The organism is Schlesneria sphaerica (assembly GCF_044336245.1).
Taxonomy (GTDB): Bacteria; Planctomycetota; Planctomycetia; order Planctomycetales; family Planctomycetaceae; genus Schlesneria; species Schlesneria sphaerica.
Genome location: NZ_CP172346.1, coordinates 5,333,045 through 5,356,248, shown reverse-complemented (window position 1 = coordinate 5,356,248; position 23,204 = coordinate 5,333,045). Strand labels below are relative to the sequence as shown.

Sequence of the window (23,204 nt, the reverse complement as noted above, 5' to 3'; positions counted from 1 at the left end):
AGGGATGACGATAGTCGACGCGACTCATGGATTTATCACGAACAGTTAGAAATCTTCGTGATCTTTTCATGACTCACTCAAATACCAAAAAACCATCCCTTCTCTTGAGTGACTTCGGGTAATCAAGTTCAAGGAATGCGTTATTGATCATCGTCACGGAATTACTGAACGTGCCATCGACCGGATCTTTGTTCGGTTTCCACATAGTCTTCATTACGTGAGACTCATGGGCTTGAGATTTACCCCACATGTAATTGATCATCGCAAAAGCTTTAGGCTGCAGTTGTCGAGACTTTCCGTTAATCCAAATCTTGTTTGGAGCTTCTGGCCCGTCCGGGTGCGGTTCCGGTAAAGGATCGCATCCATGGGATGGCGTTACCGACGGCGGTGAAATGAAAACCTTCAGCCGCTCCAACTCTTGGATGCAGCCTGATACCGTCGCTGGATCTGCTGGCCATGCGGGTCTGTTTTCCGGGACGTTCGCCAGCAGCCATAGGTGAGCGTGTCGGACAGCAGATCGACCGAATGACAGATCGTTTGCGCGTGCCACGCTTGTAATCGTTTCACCGAGCCACCGCGAGAATGCGTCTGCCGTATTCAACGCATACTTCGGAAGTTCTAACTCCCATCCGCGAGGCAGTTCCTTGCGTTCATCGACCAGAGAACTCAGTCGGAGAAATGCGTCATCCAGCCACCGCAGCCGATCTCGCTTCGCAGCCTCTCGCGTAACAACTTCGTGTTCGGGTTGCGGGGATTCGGTCCACGGGATGGGATGGAAGGTGATTCCCATTCCCGCAAGACTCTGAATCACGTGCGATGCGAACTTCTCAGCGTATCCCTTCAGCTCGTCAACGCCCCACGGCAGATGTGGTCCATACTCCGCTTGTGGTGTGCGCTGCCATTCGACGTCCCTCAGTAATTCAACGCAACTTCCAGCCAGATCATCTTCCATGTCGCCCGCCCCATGCGTGCCAGCCCCATTGAATCAAAGCACCGACCACGGAGCGAATGGGGATCGCTTTTCGGGAGCTAACCTAGTGGTCGGTGCGTGTACTGTCAGACATCCCGTCTTTTCGTTCCATGTCAATTCCATGTCCACGGCACGACTTCACACGGGATCAGCACGGTGAGTATAGCAGAGAAACGGCTTTGTTTCTTGCCTTTTCCGTAGTCCTCGAAAGTGTAGCGTAGCCCTGAATGTGGATTCAAAATCCAGTGTCAGCAATGACGTGTGGGTTCGAGTCCCACCTTCGGCACTCCTTGCAAATTCATCGAATTGCAAGCGCAACACAAAAATCCGCCACCTCCGACCAATTCGGAAGTGGCGGATTTTTCGTTTTAACGCCCCTCTACGGTCGGCAACGCAGCACCCAATTGCACTTCCTTATACCCCAGCCCGATACAACACAGGTTCGAGCTGACAAGTTTGCCTCAATGATCCATTCAAGATGAAGAGCTTGGGCGACCGCACGAAGTCAAAAACGCGGAACAATTGATACTGATGCGAACGATCCTCAGAGCATCGCACTTCATTCGAAGTAACGTAGAATGGAAAGAACTTACCGAGCCCCGTGGCCTTAACCTCCACCAATCTTTCCGAGTCGTCTGTTTCATCGAACGAAATGATGTCGAATCCGAGCCCATCTCCGTTATCTCGCGATGCCCAGACCACCTTCTGAGCCAAGTCATCTCGACCGACGAGCTTTAACCGATGCCGTTCCAGATCGAACACGAACTGTTCGCCAAGCTTTCCGAGCAGTTGATTTGCGGCATCGCGTTCCGCAAAGTCGATCCTACGAGTTTTGCGAGACAACCACGGCTTACTATTCGCGTTAGGGGTAAAGATCTTTTCGGGAGGATCTATGATGACATCCTTGAGACTTCGAGAGCTAATGACCGGTGACTCCGTCGGGTTTAAAGTCGGCGCGACAGCCATTTCCTGCAACAAATTTGGCCGCTGGTCTAAGTACGCTTCGACCTCTGAGGCGAGGATTGACTGATAGTTTCTGAGAGGTTTGTACCCCTCGATGTAGGGTACCCCGAGCTCCACCAGCACAGCGCTGACATTCTGGTGCTTGAACTCAATAGCGTTCTTTGTCCGCGCCGACAACGAAGGAGCGAGTGCCCTGCAATGCTCTGCTTTGTTGTACGGGTTCCCGTGCAACTCTGATTGCAGCATGTCGAAGTAATCAGCCACAAGCAAACGGACTTCTTTCGCCGTCCAAGCTTTGGCTGTCTGCGACTCCTTCTTGAGATCCATTTTCTTGACACCATTGAACCGAGTTCTATGTGACTAAGTCTTCAAACTGCCTGCAACGTAATAAATCGCTACGACTCCGCATCCCTGGACTCCCAGGTCGAGGAAAACGGAACCGTCACGACCGTGAAAAATTATTCCACCAGCCGTAGGAATGAGCAATCCAAGGTGACTGAGTAACTCTCACCCAAGCTGACCAAGACGGAGCGACCGCCCGCGGAACGCAGAGCCCTCATGGGTGCGATTCTGTACCTCAATCAAACCGGTTGCCTGTGGCGTTCCTTTCCACGCGAATACCCCCTCTGCAAGATGGCTTACACCGTTTTCTGGCGCTGGCGTCGAGACGAGTCTGGAATTCGATCCACGACGCCCTTTCTCGAAAGGTTCGTCAGACCGCTGGCACGCAGCCGACGCCGAGTGTGGTCACTATCGACAGCCAGTCTATTCGTACCGTAGAAGGAGGGGTGGATTGAGGATACAAGGCAGGGAAATAAGGTCACTGCCAGCGAACGGCACATCGACGTTGCCCCGTTGAGGCTCATCTGCGTAGTCGTCAATGTCGCCCCTTGGCAAGATCAGGACGGAGCTTGGTAACCTTCTGCACAAGTTTTGTTCATTCAGTCGACAGCGCCGAATCTTTGTGGGCAGCGTCTACGGGTGAAAAGGACTGCCGAAGTGAGTCAGCCCACTCTAAATGATGATTTGCCATACCGCCTGAGGATCTTCAATCAATATTCATTGCTCATCCGTCATACTGCTGGGACAACCGATCTTGAGAGCAATCGTTCTATCTTCTCTGACTTGATCGACTGAGAATGTGGAATCAAACAGACGATATACGTTTCAGGCATTTTGAAGATTTCTCCTCAAGTTACCAAATGAAAGGACCGCTGAAAGATGCAAGTTTTTAGAGCGGGAGTGAAGGTCTTTTCGTTCGCAGTTGCGAGCTCATTCGTTCTCTACATTGCTCGATTTGTGTATTTGCAATACGAATACGAGATGGACGATGAGTTTGCCCAGTGGGGTGCCGCTGATATGGTCACCTTGTACATGGACAATCACAACGGTGAATGGCCACGTTCGTGGGATGATCTCCGTGAATTTTACGATGACGGACGATCGCGCATTGGTGGTTGGTCATTTGAGAAGTAGTGGTTGGTCATTTGAGAAGTACCAGAGTCGAGTGTTTATTGATTTTGCGGTGACCGCAAAGGAACTCCAAGAATTGTCATTTCGACCCGGACCGGTGGGGTTCAATGTTATCCATGCGCGACTGACGTATACGGTCTATAATCCCAACGAGACTATTCGTCAGTACTTCCAGGAGAAAAAGCAGGCGCATGCGGAACAGCCCAGCGTCGAAGCCACCGATTGATTGGTGCATGGCGTGACAGCCTGGAGTGTGCTGCAGAGTCGGACATGGATTACTCCAATGTGCGCACTGGAGTCGAATCCCGTCCTCAGCGTCTGAAGTAGCTCGGAAGAATTTTCGATAAGTTTCAGACCTCTGCGTCAATCAGGCGGAGGTGCTCAATTCTTGACATGGCGGATGTGACTGCGAACACTCAAAACGTCATCACCAGCTTCAGCTCGCGCCTGCTTTCGGGGCAGGTCCGTTTCGGACGTATGCGTAACGACTGGTGATGACCCTCTCAGTGACGATTTCCTGTTCTGCCGCTTAAGCGATGCGACCGAACCTCCGTTCCACGTCCGTCTTGGCAAGCGGCTCGATTGCAGGGGCTTGACCGACGAAGCAGACCTTCGGGATCGGTTAGGGAGATACAGCGAATGCGTGAGGTCGGTTCTCTCAAATTGGTGCTGAGATGGGTGACGACTTTGGCGGTCGTCGCCTGGTCCCTATTCGATTGGTACCATCTCTTTTCATACAGCGAAGGTTATTCGTTCGGACCCCAGGACTACGGAAATCCTCTCACTTTCAGGCGAGACTACTACGACGATGTTGTTCTGTTTTTTTCACAGGCCTTCCTGTTTGATGTCGCAGTGGCAGCACTCGTCGTGCTGGCGGTGGCTTATAGTTTGTGGACCTGGTCCGCAACCTGGTCGATTGAGTTCTACTGTAAGTTCCTCCTGGTGCTCTCTGTCTGCACAGTGATCCTCATCATAGGGGAGCCGATCCCCTTGATCCTGCTTCTGCCGAGTGCACTTTTACTACTGGTCGGAGGTCTGGGCATCTGGCTGACGAGTGTGGCATATGCCTCCGCGAAGACAGGCGGATACCTCTTCGGGCCGAAGGGAACTCTCTTGCTTCCCCTCACCTTGACGGTGGGAATGTTAGTCCTTGGCTGGCAATGTTGGCCTCAGGACATCTTTGAAAGAGGCAGCAAGGATCCAAGCCGAGTTGTCGCTCTGGTCGCGCGATTGCAGGACGACAATCCCCGGGTACGTTCGCTGGCCCTTCGTGCATTGCAAGATCACGGCCCTTTCGATGCCCCTGCAGCAGCAGCGATTATCCAGGCCATGTCTGACCCCGATGATCGAGTTCAGGAAGACGCGATCTCCCTGGCACCCGACCTGGGTCTGGCTGCCATCGAAGCGGTACCGATCATTCTTGACAAGTTCAAACAAGGCGGCATGTTCTCATCTAAGTTCGCATCCCAACTCGCAGAACTGGGGCCCATTGCCAAGGCGGCTGTTCCTGATCTCAAGGAAATGCTACCTGCGTCAACAGATTATTCCAAACTCGAGATCTGCCGAGCCCTATGGAAAATTGAAGGGAATACCACACTCGTCGTTCCAGCGCTGATCGAATTGTTAGACGATGAATATTTACCAATCGCCGAGGCTGCGGCGACACTCTTGGGACAGATTGGCCCCGAAGCGGCGGACGCCGTACCAGGGCTAAAGGCGATCGTCGATCACGTACCAGAAGCCAAGGCGTCTGAGCCAGAAGAAGAAGAAGAAGACTCCTCACTCCCCCGTCTCCCTCCCCGCAAGATGTCCGATCCGAAATCCGATCCTCGACTCCGCAGCGCCGCACGACTCGCTCTGATCCGGATCCTTCGGTCTGAATAGACAACAACTCCAGTTGTGCGTCAAAGTGCAGCCGTACTCACCCGAGCGAACACGTCGAAAACCCGGAAACGTATCAGAGCCGCCCGCTCGGCCACACAACCCCAACGAATAAAGCTCTCCTCCGACCCCGCGTCGATGGAAGCAACGACTGAGCCCCTAACACAACCGCACAAACCCCGAACAAAGAAGCTCTCCTCCGACCCCGCGTCGGTGGAAGCCACGACTGAACCGCTAAAGACAACCGCACAAACCCAACAAAGAAGCTCTCCTCCGACCCTGTGTCGGTGGAAGCAACGACTGAGCCGCTATGGAGCCGATCTACACCTCTGCGACGGTGACTCCTGCCTATCAGTTACGGTGGTCGCTGTCGCTGTTCGCCGGCCAGCCCTTGCCCGCCTCGGACCTTTGGCTGTCAGAGCTCAGGCAGAAGGTGGAGGAGGACGGTGTGCGGATCCTTGAGGCGCAATCACGCCATGGAAATACCTGGCAGTTCTTTCTCTCGACACGGCCGGAGGTGGCTCCCCCTTCCATCGTGAAGTCTGTGAAGGGACGGCTGCAACACCTGGTTCGAGAGACGGCGCGGAAAGCGTTCCGCAGGAATTTTCTGCTGGCGGCGATCGGCAATGCGAAACGGGAGGTGGTCGAGGCGTACGTGGCATCTCAACTGGATCATCATCGTATGGGCGACGATCGAGTTCAGAGCGCTCTGCAGCGATTTCAACTGGCCTTCCCCGAGGTGGACCTGTCGCAGAGACAGACGACGGCACATGGGGCGTACCTCTACAACATGCACCTGGTGCTGGTGCATGCCGGACGCTGGAATGAGGTTCGTGAAGAAGCACTGGCTGGCACCCGAGATATGGTGCTTCGGATCGCTCATGCCAAGGGACATCGGATCTCTCGCCTCGCGTTGTTGCCTGACCACCTGCATCTTCTGGCGGGTTTTCCTGCGACTTCGTCCCCTGAAGAGATCGCACTCGGCTACCTGAACAACCTGGCCTACGCTCACGGAATGCGGCGGATCTTTTCTTTCAGTTACTACGTGGGGACTGTGGGAGAGTTTGACACCGGGGTGATCCAGGCCGCACTTGATCGCTCTTAGCCGCTCAGTCGTGGCTGCCACCGACGCGGGGTCGGAGGAGAGCTCTTGGGTGGGGCTGCTTTCTGCTCTTAGCGGCTCAGTCGTGGCTTCCACCGATACAGGGTCGGAGGAGAGCTCTTGGGTGGGGCTGCTTTCTGCTCTTAGCCGCTCAGTCGTGGCTTCCACCGACACAGGGTCGGAGGAGAGCTCTTGTGTAGGGCTGCTTTCTGCTCTTAGCGGCTCAGTCGTGGCTTCCACCGACGCGGGGTCGGAGGAGAGCTCTTGGGTGGGGCTGCTTTCTGCTCTTAGCGGCTCAGTCGTGGCTTCCACCGACGCGGGGTCGGAGGAGAGCTCTTGGGTGGGGCTGCTTTCTGCTCTTAGCGGCTCAGTCGCTGCTTCCACCGACGCGGGGTCGGAGGAGAGCTCTTGGGTGGGGCTGCTTTCTGCTCTTAGCCGCTCAGTCGCTGCTTCCACCGACGCGGGGTCGGAGGAGAGCTCTTGGGTGGGGCTGCTTTCTGCTCTTAGCCGCTCAGTCGTGGCTGCCACCGACGCGGGGTCGGAGGAGAGCTCTTGGGTGGGGCTGCTTTCTGCTCTTAGCCGCTCAGTCGTGGCTGCCACCGACGCGGGGTCGGAGGAGAGCTCTTGTGTGGGGCTGCTTTCTGCTCTTAGCCGCTCAGTCGTGGCTGCCACCGACACAGGGTCGGAGGAGAGCGGAGTGGTTTGGGTGCGAGGGCGGCTTAGCGGGGCAGTCGTGGCTGCCGGCCGACTCGGGGTCCGGGGAGAGGGGTTTGTTGGCGTGGGGAGGGATCTTGGGGGGGAAACTGCCTGGGTTCCTGCTGGGTGACGGATTGACACCTGTTCTTCCTGGATCACCAGTTCTTTGGGGATGAGGTTTTGTTCCAAACGTTTGGAGGTTTGGTCTCGTTCGCAGAGTGTTTGTTGCTGACACTGCTCGTGGTGGAAGTTGCAGGACGGGGATGGGCAACCGGGGCGAGCATGCCCCTTCTTTTTAGCGTTCCCTTCTGCAATCGCCTGTTCGTTCGAAAAACTGCGGTTGAAGGTGCGCTCAGACGAGGAGGAGGTTAGAGCTTGGAACTCGAACATTGTCATTCAGGTGATTCGGCGAAGGGTGTGAGGAGGGGGGAACCGTCGCGGCGAGAGGGGTGTTTGACCGACGTGAATGCGGAGGCTGACTTGGGAACTGGTGTGCAGGAGGGGTTTGTTTCGCGGTGTGTTGAGGAGCTTGAGGCTCGACCGTTTGTCTGGCTGTGGGGTGAACTGGTGGCGCGGGGGATGGTGACGAGCCTGGCCGGTTCTTCCGGTATCGGAAAGTCGTTCGTGGCGGTCGATGTGGCGGCTGCGGTGACGCGGGGTGATCGGATGAGCTTACGAGCGTCGAATGCCTCATCAACGGCTCACACCGGAGATGATGACGGGGGTGAGGTGCTGTTCATCTCGCCGGACTATGAAATGGCGGAAGTCCTGCGGCCGCGATTACTGGCGGCCGGGACAGAGATGCGCCGCATTCGTGTGATCCAGGGAATCCCCACGAACGAAGCGGATCGCCGAGGGAACGGATGCCGACCGTTCCAGCTAAGGGACGATCTGGCGCTACTGGAACAGGAGATCGAACGACGAACCGCGGCGGGTTCTTCCTTGCGACTGATCGTGATTGATCCGTTCCTGCAGGATTCTTCGTTTGAGCAGAGCCGTTCCGATGGGACGGCCCTGCTGTTGACGATGCAGCGTCTGGCGGGCATTGCGGCCGCGAATCAGGTCGCCATTTTGCTGGTGGTGAACGGCCCCGCCAAAGCCAGAGCCGCTGGGAATCACCGTTTGACACCGCTGGAGTTGGTCGCTCCATCGGCTTGGTGGATCGGCCGTGATCCTGATCGCACGGAACGTCGGTTGCTGTTGCCCGTCAAAGCCAATCTGGTTGAGAGAACGCCTGCCCGCTCCTTTGTGCTCAGTGCAGGTCGCGTTGAATGGGACCGCCGGCCGATCTGGCTGACGGCCGAGCGGTTTCAGACCGAAATGCGGGAGCGGCAGCGACTTCCCTTGTTTGAGCAGGAATTCAGCGAGCTGGCACGGGCGATGTGCTGGCTGCGGGATTTCATGCAGACGGAGATGTATGAATTCAAGCAGGTGAAGTCCGCGGCGGATGTGATGGGCTTCAGCGAAAGAACATTGCGACGGGCGTTTTGTGGGTTGAAAGGAAACTCGTGGCGAATCCCCGGGACAAACTCCTGGGCCTGGAGGTTACGAGAGGGGGATGTCGTGAATCCGCACCTTCCCTGGCCGCTCGATCGGTTTCTCTATCAGGAAGATGATGAACCTGCGGAGGGAGACGTTGCCCACGCTGCAGGAGCGGAGGGAGTCGAGACCGGGCGAGTCAAAACTCAGGAAGTGGCGGTGGGAGATCGTGAGTCCGGGAGGGACGATTGATTGATGGGTGGTCGCGGCGAGGGAATCCGGAGAGAGAAGAGACAGCGGCGGGAGGCCCCTGCTGCGGGCCTGGACGATGGGGACTTGCCGACGATTTTCGGTGAAACAGGACGCGGGGAAAGGGTAACGGGCTGGCCAGCTGGCCAAGCTTTGGCCAGTCGGTGGCCAGTCCCATGTGCTGTCATAATCACAGTTTAAGCGATTCTGGCCGACTGGCCCGGCTGGCCAACGGATTGCGACACCTGGCCCAGGGTCCCGTTTACAACGGCCGCACAGGATCTTCCCTGATGCAGTCATCTGGTGCTCGATCGCTTGCGTGGAAGGAAGCCACTGAGGCTCTTACAAATCTGCTTGCCACGGCTTTGTAACGGGCCGCAAACCGAATCGCTGGATTTTCGCTCTTTGACAATTCGAGACGACTCGTCCCTTTGCCGGAACTGGACCCGAGGGTTGCGGCAGGTGACGATTTCAGAAAATCTGCCGCTCGGTGCTCGTTGAAAAAGTGGGACAGGTACTGTGAACAGTGCCGGTCCACTCTCTCAACATGCACAAGACCGGATTGGAACCGGCACGAACTGGAGACCAACCGGGCCTCAGCCTGGCGCGACATCCCGTTCCGCCACTTCAACCCAGTTGGTCAGTCACTTCGAGGAATGCGCGTTCCTCATGCCTGGCGGAGGTCGAGGACGATTCGGCCTTCGATTTTGCCCTGGTGCATTCGTTCGAAGACGCTGTTGATGTTTTCGAGGGGTTCCGGCGATGTGACCGCTTTCACTTTGCCCGCTGCGGCGAAGTCGAGTGCTTCCTGGAGATCGAGACGGGTTCCGACGATGGAACCGCGAACCGTGATACCTCGCAGCACCATGTCGAAGATTCCCAGCGGGAATTCTCCGGGTGGAAGTCCGTTCAACGAGATGGTACCTCCGCGGCGGACCATTCCCAGTGCCTGCTGAAAGGCGATCGGGGAGACGGCCGTCACCAGGACTCCATGGGCTCCTCCGATCTCTTTGGTCAAGTAGGCGGCCGGGTCGCAGTGACGGGCGTTAACTGTCACTTTCGCTCCCAGCCTCTGAGCAAATTCCAGCTTCGTATCGTCCACGTCGACGGCTGCGACGTTCAGTCCCATGGCGATCGCGTATTGAACTGCCAGATGGCCCAGTCCTCCGATCCCGGAGATAACAACCCAGTTTCCCGGGTGTGTATCGGTCACCTTCAAGCCTTTGTAAACGGTGACCCCCGCGCACAACACCGGCGCGATCTCGACCAGATCGACGCCGGAGGGGATTCGCCCCACGAAATTAGGATCGGCAATCACGTACTCGGCGAAACTTCCGTTGACCGAATAGCCAGAGTTCTTCTGACGTTCACAGAGAGTTTCCCAGCCCCCGAGGCAGTGCTCACAGTAACCACACGCGGTGTGAAGCCAGGGAATCCCCACACAGTCCCCCTCTTTAATATGCTTGACGCCCGAGCCGACTGCGCAAACATAACCGACCCCTTCATGACCGGGGATGAAGGGGAGCGTCGGCTTGACCGGCCAGTCCCCCTGCACCGCATGCAGGTCCGTATGGCAGACCCCCGTGGTTTCGATCTTGACCCGGATCTGGCCAGGCACCACCTCGGGGACGGGAAGTTCCTCAATCTGGAGAGGCTTTCCGAAATCGCGAACGACAGCGGCTTTCATCGTCGCCATGATGAGACTCCTGTAGTAACGGCAGAGCAGACATTTGAGAGTGCGACTCGGACAGTCGCTTTGGACTCAATAACGCCAGTCAAAGGAAGCAGTCGCCAGGAACGATAATCACGAACAGATGCGGATTCTGTTGATACTGCCTCAGCATGATTCTCATGTTAGTTTCCAGTGACATGATATCACGTGGTCAGATATCCAGCGATTCATTTTGTGGATCCTTGCCGAAGTCGCGCAGACGCAAAACCGAGCAGGAACCTGGATTCCTCGGCAGTGAAGAGCGCGAGCCTCGAAGACCGCGAACGCAGAGCGGTGGTTATCTTGCGGGGCTCGATTGAGATCGCGGAGTCTCTGAAGTGAGGATCTCCGGGGAGTCAGATAGCGAGTTGACTTAAGCTAGTTTTGATGGGTATATCAGTACGAAGTTGACCCACGTGTACACTGAATATTCGACAATACAAGGAATTGCGGCGTCAGCCAAAGGGCAGCAGTTCCGATTACTTTCTTTTTCAGACCGCGGGGCGTGAGAATGAAGCAAAAAGTCCTGATTGTTGACCTTAACAACTTCGCCACGTTCCCCACACTGGCCATCGGCCTGCTGGTGGCATCACTCCGTAAAGCGGGTTTCGAAGTCGACGTCTTGTGTCCGCTGTCTCATGGCGTGCCGGCTGTTGCGCGGGAAAAACAGGAAGGTCGTATTGACCACTGGATTCGTCGATTTCATCTGACGAGTAATCCATTCCTGCTGGGGATGCGAGACACGGCGAGGCGGATGCGGTCCTGGTGGATTAATCGGCCTCATCCCGTGGTGGTGGCAGAGTGCGATCGGGCGCTGGCGAAGAAGCCGGATATTCTACTGCTGTCAGCGTACCTGCAGCACTATCCATCCGTCGTCGAGATTGGGCGGATTGCTCAAAACCGGGGAATTCCGATGCTACTGGGGGGCCCCGTCTTCAATATCCCCGCGACGTCCGACGCCTGGAGAAGTGTTCCCGGTCTCACCGCCATTTATGGGGGTGAGGCAGACCTCATCCTGCCGGAACTGGTTCGTACAGCCATCGCCGGTGGTGACCTGCTTCAGTTTCCCGGGATTGTCTTGCCGAACGGTCGAGTTGCCCCTGAAGCTCCACCCCTGCGGGAACTTGATCAACTCCCCGTCCCTGATTTTTCCGACTTTCCCTGGGACAAATATCGCGTGCGGGTGATCCCGCTGATGTCGGGTCGCGGTTGCGGCTGGAGTCAGTGCGTCTTTTGCAGCGACGTCGTTTCCGTTAACGGTCGAACCTTTCGAACCCGGTCTGCCCCGGTCGTCCTGAACGAGATGCGGGAACTTGCCGCTCGGCACGATGCCCGTCACTTCCTGTTCCTCGATCTGAAGCTCAATTCTGACGTGCGGGTCTGGCGAGAGATCGTCGGGGGAATTCAGTCAGCCGTGCCCGGAGCCGAATGGATTGGCACGGTACACGTCGATAAACGCCCCGATAACGGTCTGAGGGCTGAGGATCTTCGCGCCGCTGTGAACGCCGGTATGCGACGAGTCAGTTTCGGTTTTGAAACGGCAAGCCAGCGACTGCTCGATCGAATGAAGAAGGGGTCGCTGATCGAGAACTACCGGCAATTCGTGGTCGATGCCTACGAAGCTGGGTTGAGCGTACGCTGCACTGCCTTTCATGGGTTTCCCACGGAAACGGCGGCCGATCTGGACGAGACGCGCAAGTTCTTCGAAGAGCATGCCAAACACATCGATCGAATTCGCTTCAACACATTTAACGTCATTCCGGGGACTCCTGTCCACGCGGGGGTGCATGCATCACCGCAGCAGATTCCCGAGTTGACGCCGATTGCAGAGGATCCAATTATCCAGCGGACAAGCTACCGCCATGCGGCGCTGGCGGCCCGTGATTATCGACGAGCGAAGAAGCGGTTGCTGGAAGTGATTCATTCGATCAATCGTCGCCCGCTACGGAGCGGCACAGAAGCCCTCGACGGCTTGATGTAGACATCAGGGTGCTTCCACGACAAGCAGCCACTGCGGGACGCTCCGGCGACCTGAAGCTTTCGAGGGGGCCAACTCGGTGTTTCCATCGCCCCTCCAGGAGCGATTCCGTCGAAGACGTTATGAACAGTCGGAAGTCCTCCGTCCCGCAATGAACCACGAGGGAGATTGAGAGGCCTTGCCGGAAAGCAACCTCTCAAGTGCAGACATCGGAGAACATGACGGTGGGTCTGGCTAGATCCCTGTCGAATCGTGAGTGTATTCGACGGGGGGTTCGTTCAACCGCTGCCAGATGGCGATATCTTCGGGCGTCGCCAGGCGGACATGGCTGATCTCGACAGGAAAATCTTCACCGGTCCGGTCGAGCAGTTCTGTGTGGATTCGGTGGAGTGCGGCATGGCCAGCAATCCAGGCATCGACTTCGCTCTCTGCCGTGACCAGGGCATGTCGAATCGGAGAGGCGACGTAGTAGGTAACCATTTTCTGCTCCTTTGATACTCCTCACTACGACCCGCAACCACCTGCGGCGGCCTTGATATTCAGTCTGATTTGTTTCCTGCTGGACGTTCAAGAATTTTTTTGTTTTTGGGATTCGTCCCACGGACACCGATCATATTCGTAGGCCGACTCCTCAAACAACAGGGTCAGGAGCCGGCCCAATTACCGACCAATCATCTCGCTTTAACGGAGGTTTGCCAGTTCTCATCAAAGTAGTCCGCTTGAATCACCTCTTCGGGAAAGGCTTCAGTCGATGGTCGCCATTGTTCCGCCCCGTCCGTCACTTTAACGACGCTCCAGTCTCCCTGCCGCGGGAACAACAAGTAGTTGAACGCTGCGAAATCTTTTTCATGGAAGGTATGTCCGCTGTTAATCACCACATAGCGATCGGCCGCCAGAGGGCTGGGGTGGACCAGTGCAGGAGCGTGTCCGACAGACGCGTAGTCGCGGTTTCCCAGAGTCAACGTTTCAGGGGTCCACGTGAGAGGCAGACTGGGGAGAACTTTGGCGATCAGGGAGTTGCTGCCAGGATCACCAAACAGGATCAGATGTTTGTCACGGAGGTCTTCGGCCGTCACCTCGGTATCGTTTTTGACGGTCAGGTCTCCCCGCATGTAACGAGCCCATTCGTACTCAAACCGCCGCAGGCTGGCGTCAGTCCACGCATGGATCTCGGGGTTCCAGGCTTTCCCTGTCCCGCGTACACAGAGGAAAGGAGAACTGAAGGCATCATCAATGGGACCTTGCAACCCGGGGCGTTTACCGGCGAGTTTCACCGCATGTCGATCCCCGAGACAGACCCATTTCCCCTCCTGAAGCGCGAGGACCAGAGGGTGTTTTGAAGCGGGAAGTTGCAGTTCCTGCCCGGCGATTCGTACCGTGGTTCCCTTGGCCGAAAGAACTCGTGGTTCCAGGGCAAAGCGAGTAATGTTCTGCAGCGTCGCGATGTCGATACTGCCGTCATCCCGGATCCTGGCTTTGATCTCTGCTCGAGCGTAGTGCTGCTGCAGACCGAGCAGCTCGATCCAGTGACAGCGACTGTACTTGAGGGTCCATGTCACAAAACGCAGCTCACGAGGTGTGTGATCCAGCCCCTTGTGCACATGCATACCGATCAGACGCATCTGTTCGGCATGCGTGACAGGATCAATCACGTGGCCCGTCCCGGGGGAAATCAGGTTGATCATTTGCAGCCCTTCCATTGCAAATGTTTCACCCATGATGACGTGAGCTTGAAAGAAGATGTCCTGACCGCCGATGGCGGCAATCGCGGGGACGACACCGGCATTCGCTGCATAGTCGACGGAATCGAGCATATGCAGGCCCAACTCCTGATATTCGGGAAGTAGGCCGACCTTGATAAATGAGGGAATCGGAGTTTCCGAGAATCGATGAGTATCCACATAACCGCAGTAGGGACCGAGTGCGACGAAACGATCAGGATGCTTCAATCCCAGATGCCACGTGCCCGATGCCCCCATCGACATCCCCCGAAGGACGATTCGATCGCGGTCAATGTTGTAGTTGCGGCACACGGCTTCAATCGCTTCGAACACGTCGGTCTCACCTGCCCAGCGGTAGCAATTTTCGACTCGCCCCAAGGGGTGGAGCTCGATGTAATCCACGTCGGGCCCTGTTGCGTCCGCGTTGTCCGTCAGACCGAATCGAGACATGAAGCGAAGCTCGCTCATCCCGACCGGCTTGGAGCTTCCATGCAGGACAACATCCAGTCGCGTGGGACGGGACCCGTCATAGCCCTTGGGAATGATCAGTCCGAAGGGTTGCGCAGAGCCGTCGACGGCGGAGACGTACCCGCGGACAAGATTCCCTTTCCGCTTGGTCCAGGGGGACTGGTTGTTCTGAAGTTGCTGGAGGCGATGCAGGCCGGTCGCCAGAGCCTGATCCACCACGGCGCGATCACCGGGTGTGAGCGGCCCGTCATACCGCTGAGCCCAGACAGCCGCTCGGAGAAACACACGAGCATCCGCCAGTAAATCGGGATTGATGTGCGGTCGTCGCGTGAATTCCGCTTGCAACCGTCGAGTCGCCTCGTCCGTTGCAGCGACTTCAGCAGCGGGAGGTGAATCCGCGGCAATCAGACTCTGCCCCACGAGGACCACCAGGAGACAGAGACACCACTGTACCAGGGAAACGGGATTTGCGGTGGATCCGAAAGCGGTCGGAACTATTGGATTGCTGTTGCGGAGGGGGCTTGAGGAATGGTCTACGTTCTTACTTGAACCGGTACTGCGGAAGGGAATCGACATTCTTGTTCCTCTGGCAACTGACAGGGGTGGCACAACATTGCGAACAGATCCAGGGACAATCGCCCCCTCAGCGTCGGCCCGAATGTACACTCGCAGGTCCCCCCTTTCCATTCGGTTGGGCCTGGAAAGGATCGCGTCTGGCGACAGTGGTGCGACGAGAGAAAATGATGGTTGTGGTTTGAGGCCTCGATTAGATTCTGGCAGAAGCTCAGGTGGTGGGCAGGGATGCCTTTGAAAGTTGTTGCGGAAAGACGTATGTGCAGGAGCATGCGAAGTGATTTACAATGTGAGGCCTCTTTCGCACGACGGAAGCGGAATGACGCTCACTTTTTCAATGACGGACCGCCCCGGGAATGATTGATCTCCACAGCCATATCTTGCCAGGTGTCGATGACGGACCGCGAGACCTGCAGGAAAGTCTGAAGCTGGCACGTGCCTACGTCGAGGATGGCGTAACAGTGGTTACCGCGACTCCTCATTGTCATCGGCTGATTCACTTGCTTCGTGCTGACGTACTGCCGCACGTCCAGGCCTTTAACCAGGAATTGAAGGGGGCCGGAATCCCGTTGACGGTGCTACCCGGTTCCGAAATCCAGGTTTACGATTCCACCATCTACCGGCGTGAGTTTGAAGACGATGTCTTTTGCCATCTAGGGGACCGGAAGACCTTCACGCTGCTCGAATTCAACTGGTCCGTCGATTTATTTCCTCGTGACGCGGCAGAACTGGTTGAGTGGATCCGTCGTCAGGGAATGATACCGATCGTCGCTCATCCCGAGCGGCACGTCTTTTTTCGGGAACAGCCGGAATTGGTTCGGCCACTGGTTGAGGCGGGTGCGTGGCTGCAAATTACCGTTGATTCGCTGATCGGTAATTTTGGTCCTGAAGCCAACGCCTTTGCGGAACAATTTTTACGGACTTACCCGGAAGCCATTCTGGCCTCAGACGCTCACAACACGAAGCGATGTTCGGGGCTTTCCCGAGGCTATCAATGGGTCCGCGAGCATCTTGGTGACAAACGGGCCGACGATCTGTTTGATCGGGCAGAAGTGGTACGAGCGAGCCTGCTCTCAGAACCTGTCTCCTAGTTTTTCACCGGAGAACTTTCGTTGACGAACTTGCAGCTGAGCTCAGGCTAGCGGGCCAGTCCGCTACTTAGGTATTGGAGAACTACAGTCGATCTGCCGAGGCGATTAAACTACGCGGATCCCCCAGCAAGAGAAAGCTCGTTCAGCATTTTCTGAAGATCGTCCAAGCTGACCGGTTTCACAAGATGTCCGTTGCAGCCCGCTTCCCAGGACTGTTCGCGGTCCGACTCCTGACCCCAGCCGGTCAGAGCCACGATCCTCATGTCGGCCCCCCACTCCTGTTGACGAATACGCCGAGCGGCATCTAAGCCGTTCAGCCGAGGCATCCCGATATCCATCAGAATAACATGAGGTTGAAATGATTCTGCTCGCTCAATCGCCTCAATCCCATCCGCAGCCAGATCTGTTTCATTTCCCAGTAACCGCAGCATCATCGCCATGGATGACGCGGAATCCTGATTGTCATCAACGACCAGGATTCGTCGTTTGGAGGGGGTCGTCGTGAGGCTCTCAGGAGCCTTTCTGACAGGTGGTTGCGGGGGATCTTCCGAGATCACGGGAAGGCGCACGGTAAACTCACTTCCCTTGTCCAAACCTTCACTCGCCGCCGTGACAGTTCCCCCATGCATTTCGACCAATCCTTTGACGAGTGCGAGGCCGATACCAAGGCCGCCGGTTGCCCGTTCCATCGAACGATCGACTTGTGAGAACATATCAAACAGGTGAGGAAGTGCATCGGGAGGTATACCGATCCCATTATCCTTCACCGTCACACAAACTTCATCTCCGGAAAGTGTCGCATCCACAGAGATGAGCCCTGCATCGTGCGTGTAGCGGGCCGAGTTCGTCAGCAGATTACTAAATACCTGGGCGAGTCGCGTCAGGTCCGCATCCAGAAAGACGGGTTGGGGGGGAAGATGGATTTCCAGCGTGTGTCCAGCAGCCTGGATCGCGGGCATCGCCGTTTCGACAGCGCTATTGATCGCTTCCTCCAGCGTCAGACGGGTCCGACGGAGTTCCATTTTGTGGCGGTTGATCCGAGACATATCCAGCAGGTCATCAATCAGCCGGACCATATGGGTCAACTGTCGATCCATCATCGTCTGAGCGTGGTCTCGCTCTTCTGCGTTCTGCGACAAACGCAGGACCTGCAATCCATTCCGGATCGGTGCCAGGGGATTTCTCAGTTCGTGAGCCAGCAATGCCAGGAAGTCATCCTTGTTGCGGTCGGCCTGCCGCAGGGCTCGTTCCGATTCTTTTCGGTCTGTGATGTCCCGACTCGATCCCGCAACGGCCTCAACCTCACCGTCTGAACCAAAAACGGGCGTGAAGATATGCTCGTAGGACCGCGTCCCCAGAGAACTGGTAAAGAGAACCTCATCTCGTACAGGCTGTTGAGTGCGAACGACATCCTCGATCTGCCGTTGCAGTAGGGTGGCAACGTCCGCAGGATAGTTCAGGTCTTCGAAGTTCCGTCCCAGAACCTCCGAGGCTTCTTTCTGCCACAGTGTCAGCAATGATTTGTTGACATAAGTAAATCGGCCCTCACAGTCGAAAAGGTAGATAAAGTCCGGGGTGTTCGAGAGCGCGGTCTCGAACATTCTGCGTTGCCGTTCCGACTCGGCCGTGACGCGTGCAAGGTCATTCTCGGCTTTCTGACGCGAGGTTAAATCGATTCCCTGAAGCAGTACGCCCGTGGTCGCTCCCCTGGCGTCTTTCAATGGCTGATAGACAAAGTCAATGACGCGTTCTTCCAACTGCCCGTTGCGATTAAAAACCACTTTCTGATCGGTGTCGAAGCGAGTCTCTCCACTGCGATAGACACCGTCGACGATTTCGAAGTAGCCCTGACCGGCAATCTCGGGAAATGCTTCGCGGATCGTCATCCCGACCACGTCGCGATCGCCAATCAGTTCGCGGTAGCGGTCGTTTGCCCGCTCGATCAGATGATCTGGACCGGAGAGCACACACATGAATGAGGGTGCATGCTCGAAAATATCGGCCAGTCGTGCCCGCTCAAAGTCAATTTGACGTAACAATGCATCTCGTTCGGCTTCCATGCGTCGACGTTTACTGACGTCGTTGACAAAGACAGAAATCCCCTCTGGAGTGGGATAAGCCCGCACTTCGGCGTCGCAGTTGAGATCGGAAGAGAATGCGGTGACCGAACCCTCCTGGTGACGATCCATTGCCATCCTGAAAACGGCTTCGAACTCACTTCCCGTAAAACCCGGGAAGACATCCCACAAGCACCTTCTGACAAGCCGATCCGCGGTGGCATTAAGAAGCCTACCTGCCGGCCCGTTGACATACGTGAATTTCCACTCACGATCGATCGAGAAGAACGCCTCACTGATGCTTTCCAGAAGGACCAGAGCCCGCTGCTGCTGTTCCTGTAAGGCGAGTTGAGTCTTCCGCTTTTCGGTGATGTCGCGGAACACCAGCACCGTGCCACTGATATGACCGTGTTCCGTTTGGATGGGTGCCGCCGACTCATCGATCAGTCGCTCGGTCCCATCGCGGGCGATCAGCAATGTCGGCTTGTCGAAACCAATCGTAACACCCTGCCGTCGTGCAAGGTCTGCGGGATTTTCAACGGGCTCATGAGTCTGTTCATTGACCACCCGAAACACACTGGCAAGCCTTTGCCCTACCGCTTCAGACCGTTTCCACCCGACAAGTGCTTCTGCTACCGAATTAATGAACCGGACCCGCCCTTCACTGTCGGTCGTGATCACCCCGTCTGCAATACTCGCCAACGTCGTCATCAACTCATCCGCACGAGCCTGTTCCGCAAGCTGCGTTAGACGACGCAGGCGAATCTCGGCTTCGAGCTCCTGCTGGCGGTCGTCGATACGGCGCCAGGCCCGTTGCAGCAATTCCCCGATCCCGCAGAGGATTGCTCCGAGAATTGCGAACGACACGAGACGTACTAATCCGGACGGATCGTCACTAATTCGTTGGATATACGAGGGCGAAAAGAGGAACAGGGCCGTTAAGATCCCTGAAGTCGTGGAGATGGCTCCGGACCTCCATCCCCCCAGTACTCCACTCGCGGCGATCATGAGCGTAAACGCCAGAGAGGTTGGAATTCCACTGAAAAGGTTGGGAGTAAACCTTTGAAACACGACCATCAGCGTACAGCCGATAATGCTGACGACGATCGGGATCACGTTTCGCTTCAGCGATGGCATTACGGAAAGCTCCGCAGATTTTCTTCATGCTGTGTCGACGGCGCAGTGCGGGGAGGCGGCTTTTCTCCCCGAAAAGGGGCAACCCCTAGCCGTTTGAGACGGCTCGACAACGTCAGCCAGCTCGCCTGAGGGAATATATCCCGGTCAGCTGCCGTCCGTCGACTCCACAACCCCCGGTAGCGGGGCGGGAAATAAGCCACATCATGAGTGCAAGAGTCTGTGCGGGGATTACATGACCGCGACGAACTTACCACTTATCAGGTTGGCAGCCCGGAACACGACCCTCATTTTCGACGCGGTGGTCGGTTGTGCGCGATGGACGGACCGGGCCAACCAGTCCCGTTCAGAGAACTAACCTCGTGATTGCCCCTTGCGATCCCGTCTATCGTGCTGCGGACGAAGATCTTGCTTGTGCGAGGCGACATCCGTCTCTTGTCAGAATCCACCCCGCGAGCGGCTGGTCGACGGAACTCGCAGAACTGCTGCACTAGCCGGACTGCGATTCCTGAGGAACACTTTTATCCACCGGCTCCAGCGGAGAAATAGCGGGGCCGTTCACGACTTGCCCGTAAGCATCGAACCGCGATCCGTGGCACGGACAGTCCCACACCTTTTCAAGGTTGTTCCAGTGAACGATGCAGCCCAGATGCGGGCACACAGCAGAGCATTCGTGCAATTCTCCAGCCTCATCTCGATAAACCGCGACTTTGGAAAGGCCTCGCCTGAGGACGGTTCCCTCGTCCCGTTCCAGTTCATCAGCCGAACTCCGGTCGCCACCCGAGAGCCAGTCGACGACGTACTCCGTGCCCACGTTCCAGTTCTCTGACACGAAGTTACGCCAGGCCATTCCTGAAACCGGTTTACGTGCCGGATCATAAAATTTTGCCCAGGGGTGATCGTGACCCAGAATCAATTGTGTCAGAAGGATCCCGGCGATCGTTCCGTGAGTCATCCCCATTCCCGAGTCACCGGTTGCAATATAAACGTTCTCTTGATCTGCGGGATTCTTGCCAATAAAGGCGCCCCCGTCCGTCGTCTCCATCACCATACCAGACCAGCGGAATTCGATTTTTCCCATCATCGAAAACCGTTCTCGACCCCAGTTTTCCAAGCGAAAATGTCGCTCGGCCTGATCGTTGACCTGCCCCGCTTTATGATCTTCCCCGCCGATAATAATCAGGTCTTCCGCATCCGTAAATTTCTGCAGCCGAACATAATGATAGTACTCTTCTGTATCCCAGAATAAACCCCGAGTAATACTGCCAGCCGGAATTCGTGCGGCGATAACGTAGGTAAGATACGGAGCCATCTTCGTATGCATCGCAAAGATATCGTTGACGGGCGAGTTGGTGGCCACCACAACAGACTTGGCCGTAATCGTAGGGCCGACTGACGTTTCTACGGACGGCACACTTCCGCCATGTACCTGACGGACCGGGGTATCTTCGTAAACATGTCCCCCCATCTCTTGGATCGATTCCGCCAGATGAGAAATGTACTTCAGCGGGTGAAACTGGCCCTGATTCGGGTAGCGAAGAGCCCGCCCGGTATCGAAAGTCGTCAGCGGCGCACGTCCCACAATTTCGAGACCTTTCAGACCTGCCCGTGTCGCTGACTCAAGTTCCTTATCCAATATGTCGGTCTTCTGCCCGGGAGGACAGAACAGGTAACCGGGAAGACGGTGGAAGTCGCAGTCGATTCCCTCGTTCCGGACGATTTCTTCGATTCGATTAATCGCAGCCGTATGGCTTTCGGCGGCGATCCGAACTCCGTCGACGCCGTGAACTTTTTCGACCTCGCTGTAGAGGTTGTCATGGGCGTTGGACAGATGAGCTGTCGTCCGCTGCGTCTGGCCGGCAGCGATCCGCCGACTGTCAACGACCACCACCGACTTACCGGCTTTTGCCAGTGAGTAAGCTGTCGAGATACCAGCGATCCCCGCACCAACCACGCAAACATCGACCTTCAAGTCTTTCTGCAGGACTGGCCGACCAGGAATTGAAGCGGTTGCCATCCATACAGACTGTGTTTGTTCAGTTTGTCGCTGCATTGGAAGGTTCCTTTATTTTCTGCGGTGCTCCCTTTTCAGAATGGAAGTAGCAAACTTAGTGCCGGGACTTCAGTGACGATCAACGTCATGGGGGACCCGTTCTTCTGGGATCCGGTTCATCTCAAAATCAAATTGCCAAGCGACAGGTAGCGATTTCGACGATTGTGGCATCGCATATGCTAAGTGGACGCTCAAGGTTCATTGCCACGAGTCAGCCCATGCATCCAGCACAATGGGAACCTTTCTGCTTCGTTATTTCCCTCGCCGCACAGGTCGGGTTACCCCTCATCATTGTGGGGAAGAGTTGGAACGAACAGCAGCGAGGCAATAACCCTTCCCGACGCAGCCCTGACGAGACATCCGAGATCTGCATCTGAGATGAGTGAGACTAGTCTGCATGGATCTAAAATCAGACCTTCCGTTCTGGCCTGTAAAAAATGGACTTCTTCGCTGTTACCCTCCGCTGAAAAGTGACGAGGACTGTGACGTTGCCATTTTGGGGGGTGGCATCACTGGTGCTCTGGTAGCGCATCGGCTGACTCAGGAGGGCCTTTCGGTCGTTCTGGTGGACCGCCGAGAAATTGCCCAGGGAAGCACTAGTGCAAGCACCGCCCTCCTCCAATACGAGGTTGATACCCATCTGACCGATCTGGCAGAGATGATCGGCAAGGATGCGGCTGTTCGTGCTTACCGACTTTGTTCGAATGCCATCGACCAACTTGCCGAGATTGTTTCGGGGCTGGATGACGCCTGTGACTTCGAACGCCAACCAAGCCTGTATCTGGCTTCCCAGCCCCAGGACATCCCGGCGCTGCAGACTGAGTGCGAACTCCGTGCCCGACATGACTTTCCGGTCCGCTGGCGGAGTACGCTCGATATCCGGAATGAATTCGGTTTCGAGGCGCAGGGGGGAATTCTGTCCCAACAAGCCGCTGCCGTGGATCCCTTTCGACTGACACATCGTCTGCTGGAAGCGGGGCTGAACCGGGGTCTGCGTGTTTATGACCGGACCACGGTTCTCGCCTGGAAGTCGACCGGTACTGGGGTTGAACTTACCACAGATCGCGATGCGATCATTAGAGCCAAGGTGATGGTCTTCGCGAACGGTTATGAAGCCCAAACCGCGTTGCGGGAAAAAATCGTGACGTTAAAAAGCACCTACGCGCTGATTACGGCACCTGATCAGCCACAAGTCTGGAAGCAACCCTGCCTGATCTGGGAGTCTGCTCGTCCTTACCTTTATCTCCGGCGCACCGCCGAGGGACGAATTCTGGCCGGAGGTGAAGACGATCCCTTTCGTTCTCCCGCTCGCCGTGACGCTCAGCTCGACCTCAAGAAGAATCGCCTGCTGGAGCGACTGAAATCGCTTTTCCCCGACTTTCTACTCGAAAGCGAATACTCCTGGGCGGGAACATTTGGTGAAACGAAGGACGGGCTCGCCTACATCGGCCCTTCTCCGGAAATCGCGAATGCCCACTTCGCCCTGGGATTCGGGGGAAACGGAATCACCTATAGTGTGATCGCGGCCGAAATCCTGAGTGACCTGATCCAGGGACGACCGAATGAAGACGCACACCTGTTTCGGTTTGGCAGATGAACCTAGCG

The 23,204-nt window shown here is 56.3% G+C and carries 17 protein-coding genes; 10 read left to right on the top strand and 7 right to left on the bottom strand.

The genetic code is table 11. The features are described 5' to 3' along the window. Positions 1 to 73: 73 nt before the first annotated feature. Both ACGY09_RS19365 and ACGY09_RS19360 read right to left on the bottom strand, forming a co-directional pair. Positions 74 to 952, bottom strand: a complete 879-nt coding sequence (locus tag ACGY09_RS19365; protein WP_397569044.1) for a hypothetical protein — start codon at positions 950 to 952, stop codon at positions 74 to 76. Between the two features lie 432 nt (positions 953 to 1,384). Next, positions 1,385 to 2,260 carry a DUF3883 domain-containing protein gene (locus tag ACGY09_RS19360; RefSeq protein ID WP_397569043.1) on the bottom strand — a complete coding sequence of 292 codons (876 nt, stop codon included), beginning with the start codon at positions 2,258 to 2,260 and terminating at the stop codon, positions 1,385 to 1,387. 189 nt (positions 2,261 to 2,449) lie between these two features. Between ACGY09_RS19360 and ACGY09_RS19355 the strand changes: the two genes are divergently transcribed. The 6 genes from ACGY09_RS19355 (at position 2,450) to ACGY09_RS19330 (ending at position 8,816) form a co-directional block, all read left to right on the top strand. Beyond that, a complete protein-coding gene (locus ACGY09_RS19355; protein WP_397571891.1) occupies positions 2,450 to 2,713 on the top strand; it encodes a transposase in 264 nt (87 codons plus the stop codon). Between the two features lie 441 nt (positions 2,714 to 3,154). Next, entirely contained in the window at positions 3,155 to 3,409 is a 255-nt protein-coding gene (locus tag ACGY09_RS19350; protein WP_397569042.1) for a hypothetical protein, read from the top strand. 73 nt (positions 3,410 to 3,482) lie between these two features. After that, complete coding sequence (locus tag ACGY09_RS19345) at positions 3,483 to 3,632, top strand: hypothetical protein (protein WP_397569041.1); 150 nt, start codon at positions 3,483 to 3,485, stop codon at positions 3,630 to 3,632. Between the two features lie 413 nt (positions 3,633 to 4,045). Further along, entirely contained in the window at positions 4,046 to 5,290 is a 1,245-nt protein-coding gene (locus ACGY09_RS19340; RefSeq protein WP_397569040.1) for a HEAT repeat domain-containing protein, read from the top strand. Positions 5,291 to 5,597: 307 nt separating this feature from the next. Then, a complete protein-coding gene (locus tag ACGY09_RS19335; RefSeq protein WP_397569039.1) occupies positions 5,598 to 6,392 on the top strand; it encodes a hypothetical protein in 795 nt (264 codons plus the stop codon). A gap of 1,155 nt (positions 6,393 to 7,547) precedes the next feature. Beyond that, entirely contained in the window at positions 7,548 to 8,816 is a 1,269-nt protein-coding gene (locus ACGY09_RS19330; RefSeq protein ID WP_397571890.1) for an AAA family ATPase, read from the top strand. Between the two features lie 664 nt (positions 8,817 to 9,480). Here ACGY09_RS19330 and adhP read toward each other — a convergent pair. Further along, entirely contained in the window at positions 9,481 to 10,512 is a 1,032-nt protein-coding gene (gene adhP / locus ACGY09_RS19325; protein ID WP_397571889.1) for an alcohol dehydrogenase AdhP, read from the bottom strand. Positions 10,513 to 11,035: 523 nt separating this feature from the next. On the opposite strand from adhP, the gene ACGY09_RS19320 reads away from it, so the two are divergent. Continuing rightward, positions 11,036 to 12,505: a B12-binding domain-containing radical SAM protein gene (locus tag ACGY09_RS19320; RefSeq protein ID WP_397569038.1), complete on the top strand. Its 1,470-nt coding sequence runs from the start codon at positions 11,036 to 11,038 to the stop codon at positions 12,503 to 12,505. A 231-nt stretch (positions 12,506 to 12,736) separates the two neighbouring features. Here the strand turns inward: ACGY09_RS19320 and ACGY09_RS19315 are convergent, their stop codons facing one another. Together ACGY09_RS19315 and ACGY09_RS19310 are read right to left on the bottom strand one after the other, a co-directional pair. Next, complete coding sequence (locus tag ACGY09_RS19315) at positions 12,737 to 12,982, bottom strand: hypothetical protein (RefSeq protein WP_373653320.1); 246 nt, start codon at positions 12,980 to 12,982, stop codon at positions 12,737 to 12,739. Between the two features lie 191 nt (positions 12,983 to 13,173). Next, complete coding sequence (locus ACGY09_RS19310; RefSeq protein WP_397569037.1) at positions 13,174 to 15,267, bottom strand: hypothetical protein; 2,094 nt, start codon at positions 15,265 to 15,267, stop codon at positions 13,174 to 13,176. Between the two features lie 353 nt (positions 15,268 to 15,620). Between ACGY09_RS19310 and ACGY09_RS19305 the strand changes: the two genes are divergently transcribed. After that, positions 15,621 to 16,355 carry a tyrosine-protein phosphatase gene (locus ACGY09_RS19305; RefSeq protein WP_397569036.1) on the top strand — a complete coding sequence of 245 codons (735 nt, stop codon included), beginning with the start codon at positions 15,621 to 15,623 and terminating at the stop codon, positions 16,353 to 16,355. A 110-nt stretch (positions 16,356 to 16,465) separates the two neighbouring features. On the opposite strand, the gene ACGY09_RS19300 is transcribed toward ACGY09_RS19305, so the two are convergent. After that, a complete protein-coding gene (locus ACGY09_RS19300) occupies positions 16,466 to 19,549 on the bottom strand; it encodes a PAS domain-containing protein (protein WP_397569035.1) in 3,084 nt (1,027 codons plus the stop codon). 487 nt (positions 19,550 to 20,036) lie between these two features. Next, positions 20,037 to 21,599, bottom strand: a complete 1,563-nt coding sequence (locus ACGY09_RS19295; protein WP_397569034.1) for an FAD-dependent oxidoreductase — start codon at positions 21,597 to 21,599, stop codon at positions 20,037 to 20,039. 218 nt (positions 21,600 to 21,817) lie between these two features. Here ACGY09_RS19295 and ACGY09_RS19290 point away from each other — a divergent pair, with 218 nt between their 5' ends. Continuing rightward, the gene (locus ACGY09_RS19290) at positions 21,818 to 21,976 is read left to right on the top strand and encodes a hypothetical protein (protein ID WP_397569033.1); all 159 of its coding nucleotides are present in this window, start codon (positions 21,818 to 21,820) and stop codon (positions 21,974 to 21,976) included. Positions 21,977 to 21,996: 20 nt separating this feature from the next. Beyond that, entirely contained in the window at positions 21,997 to 23,196 is a 1,200-nt protein-coding gene (locus ACGY09_RS19285; RefSeq protein WP_397569032.1) for an NAD(P)/FAD-dependent oxidoreductase, read from the top strand. Positions 23,197 to 23,204 lie beyond the last annotated feature (8 nt).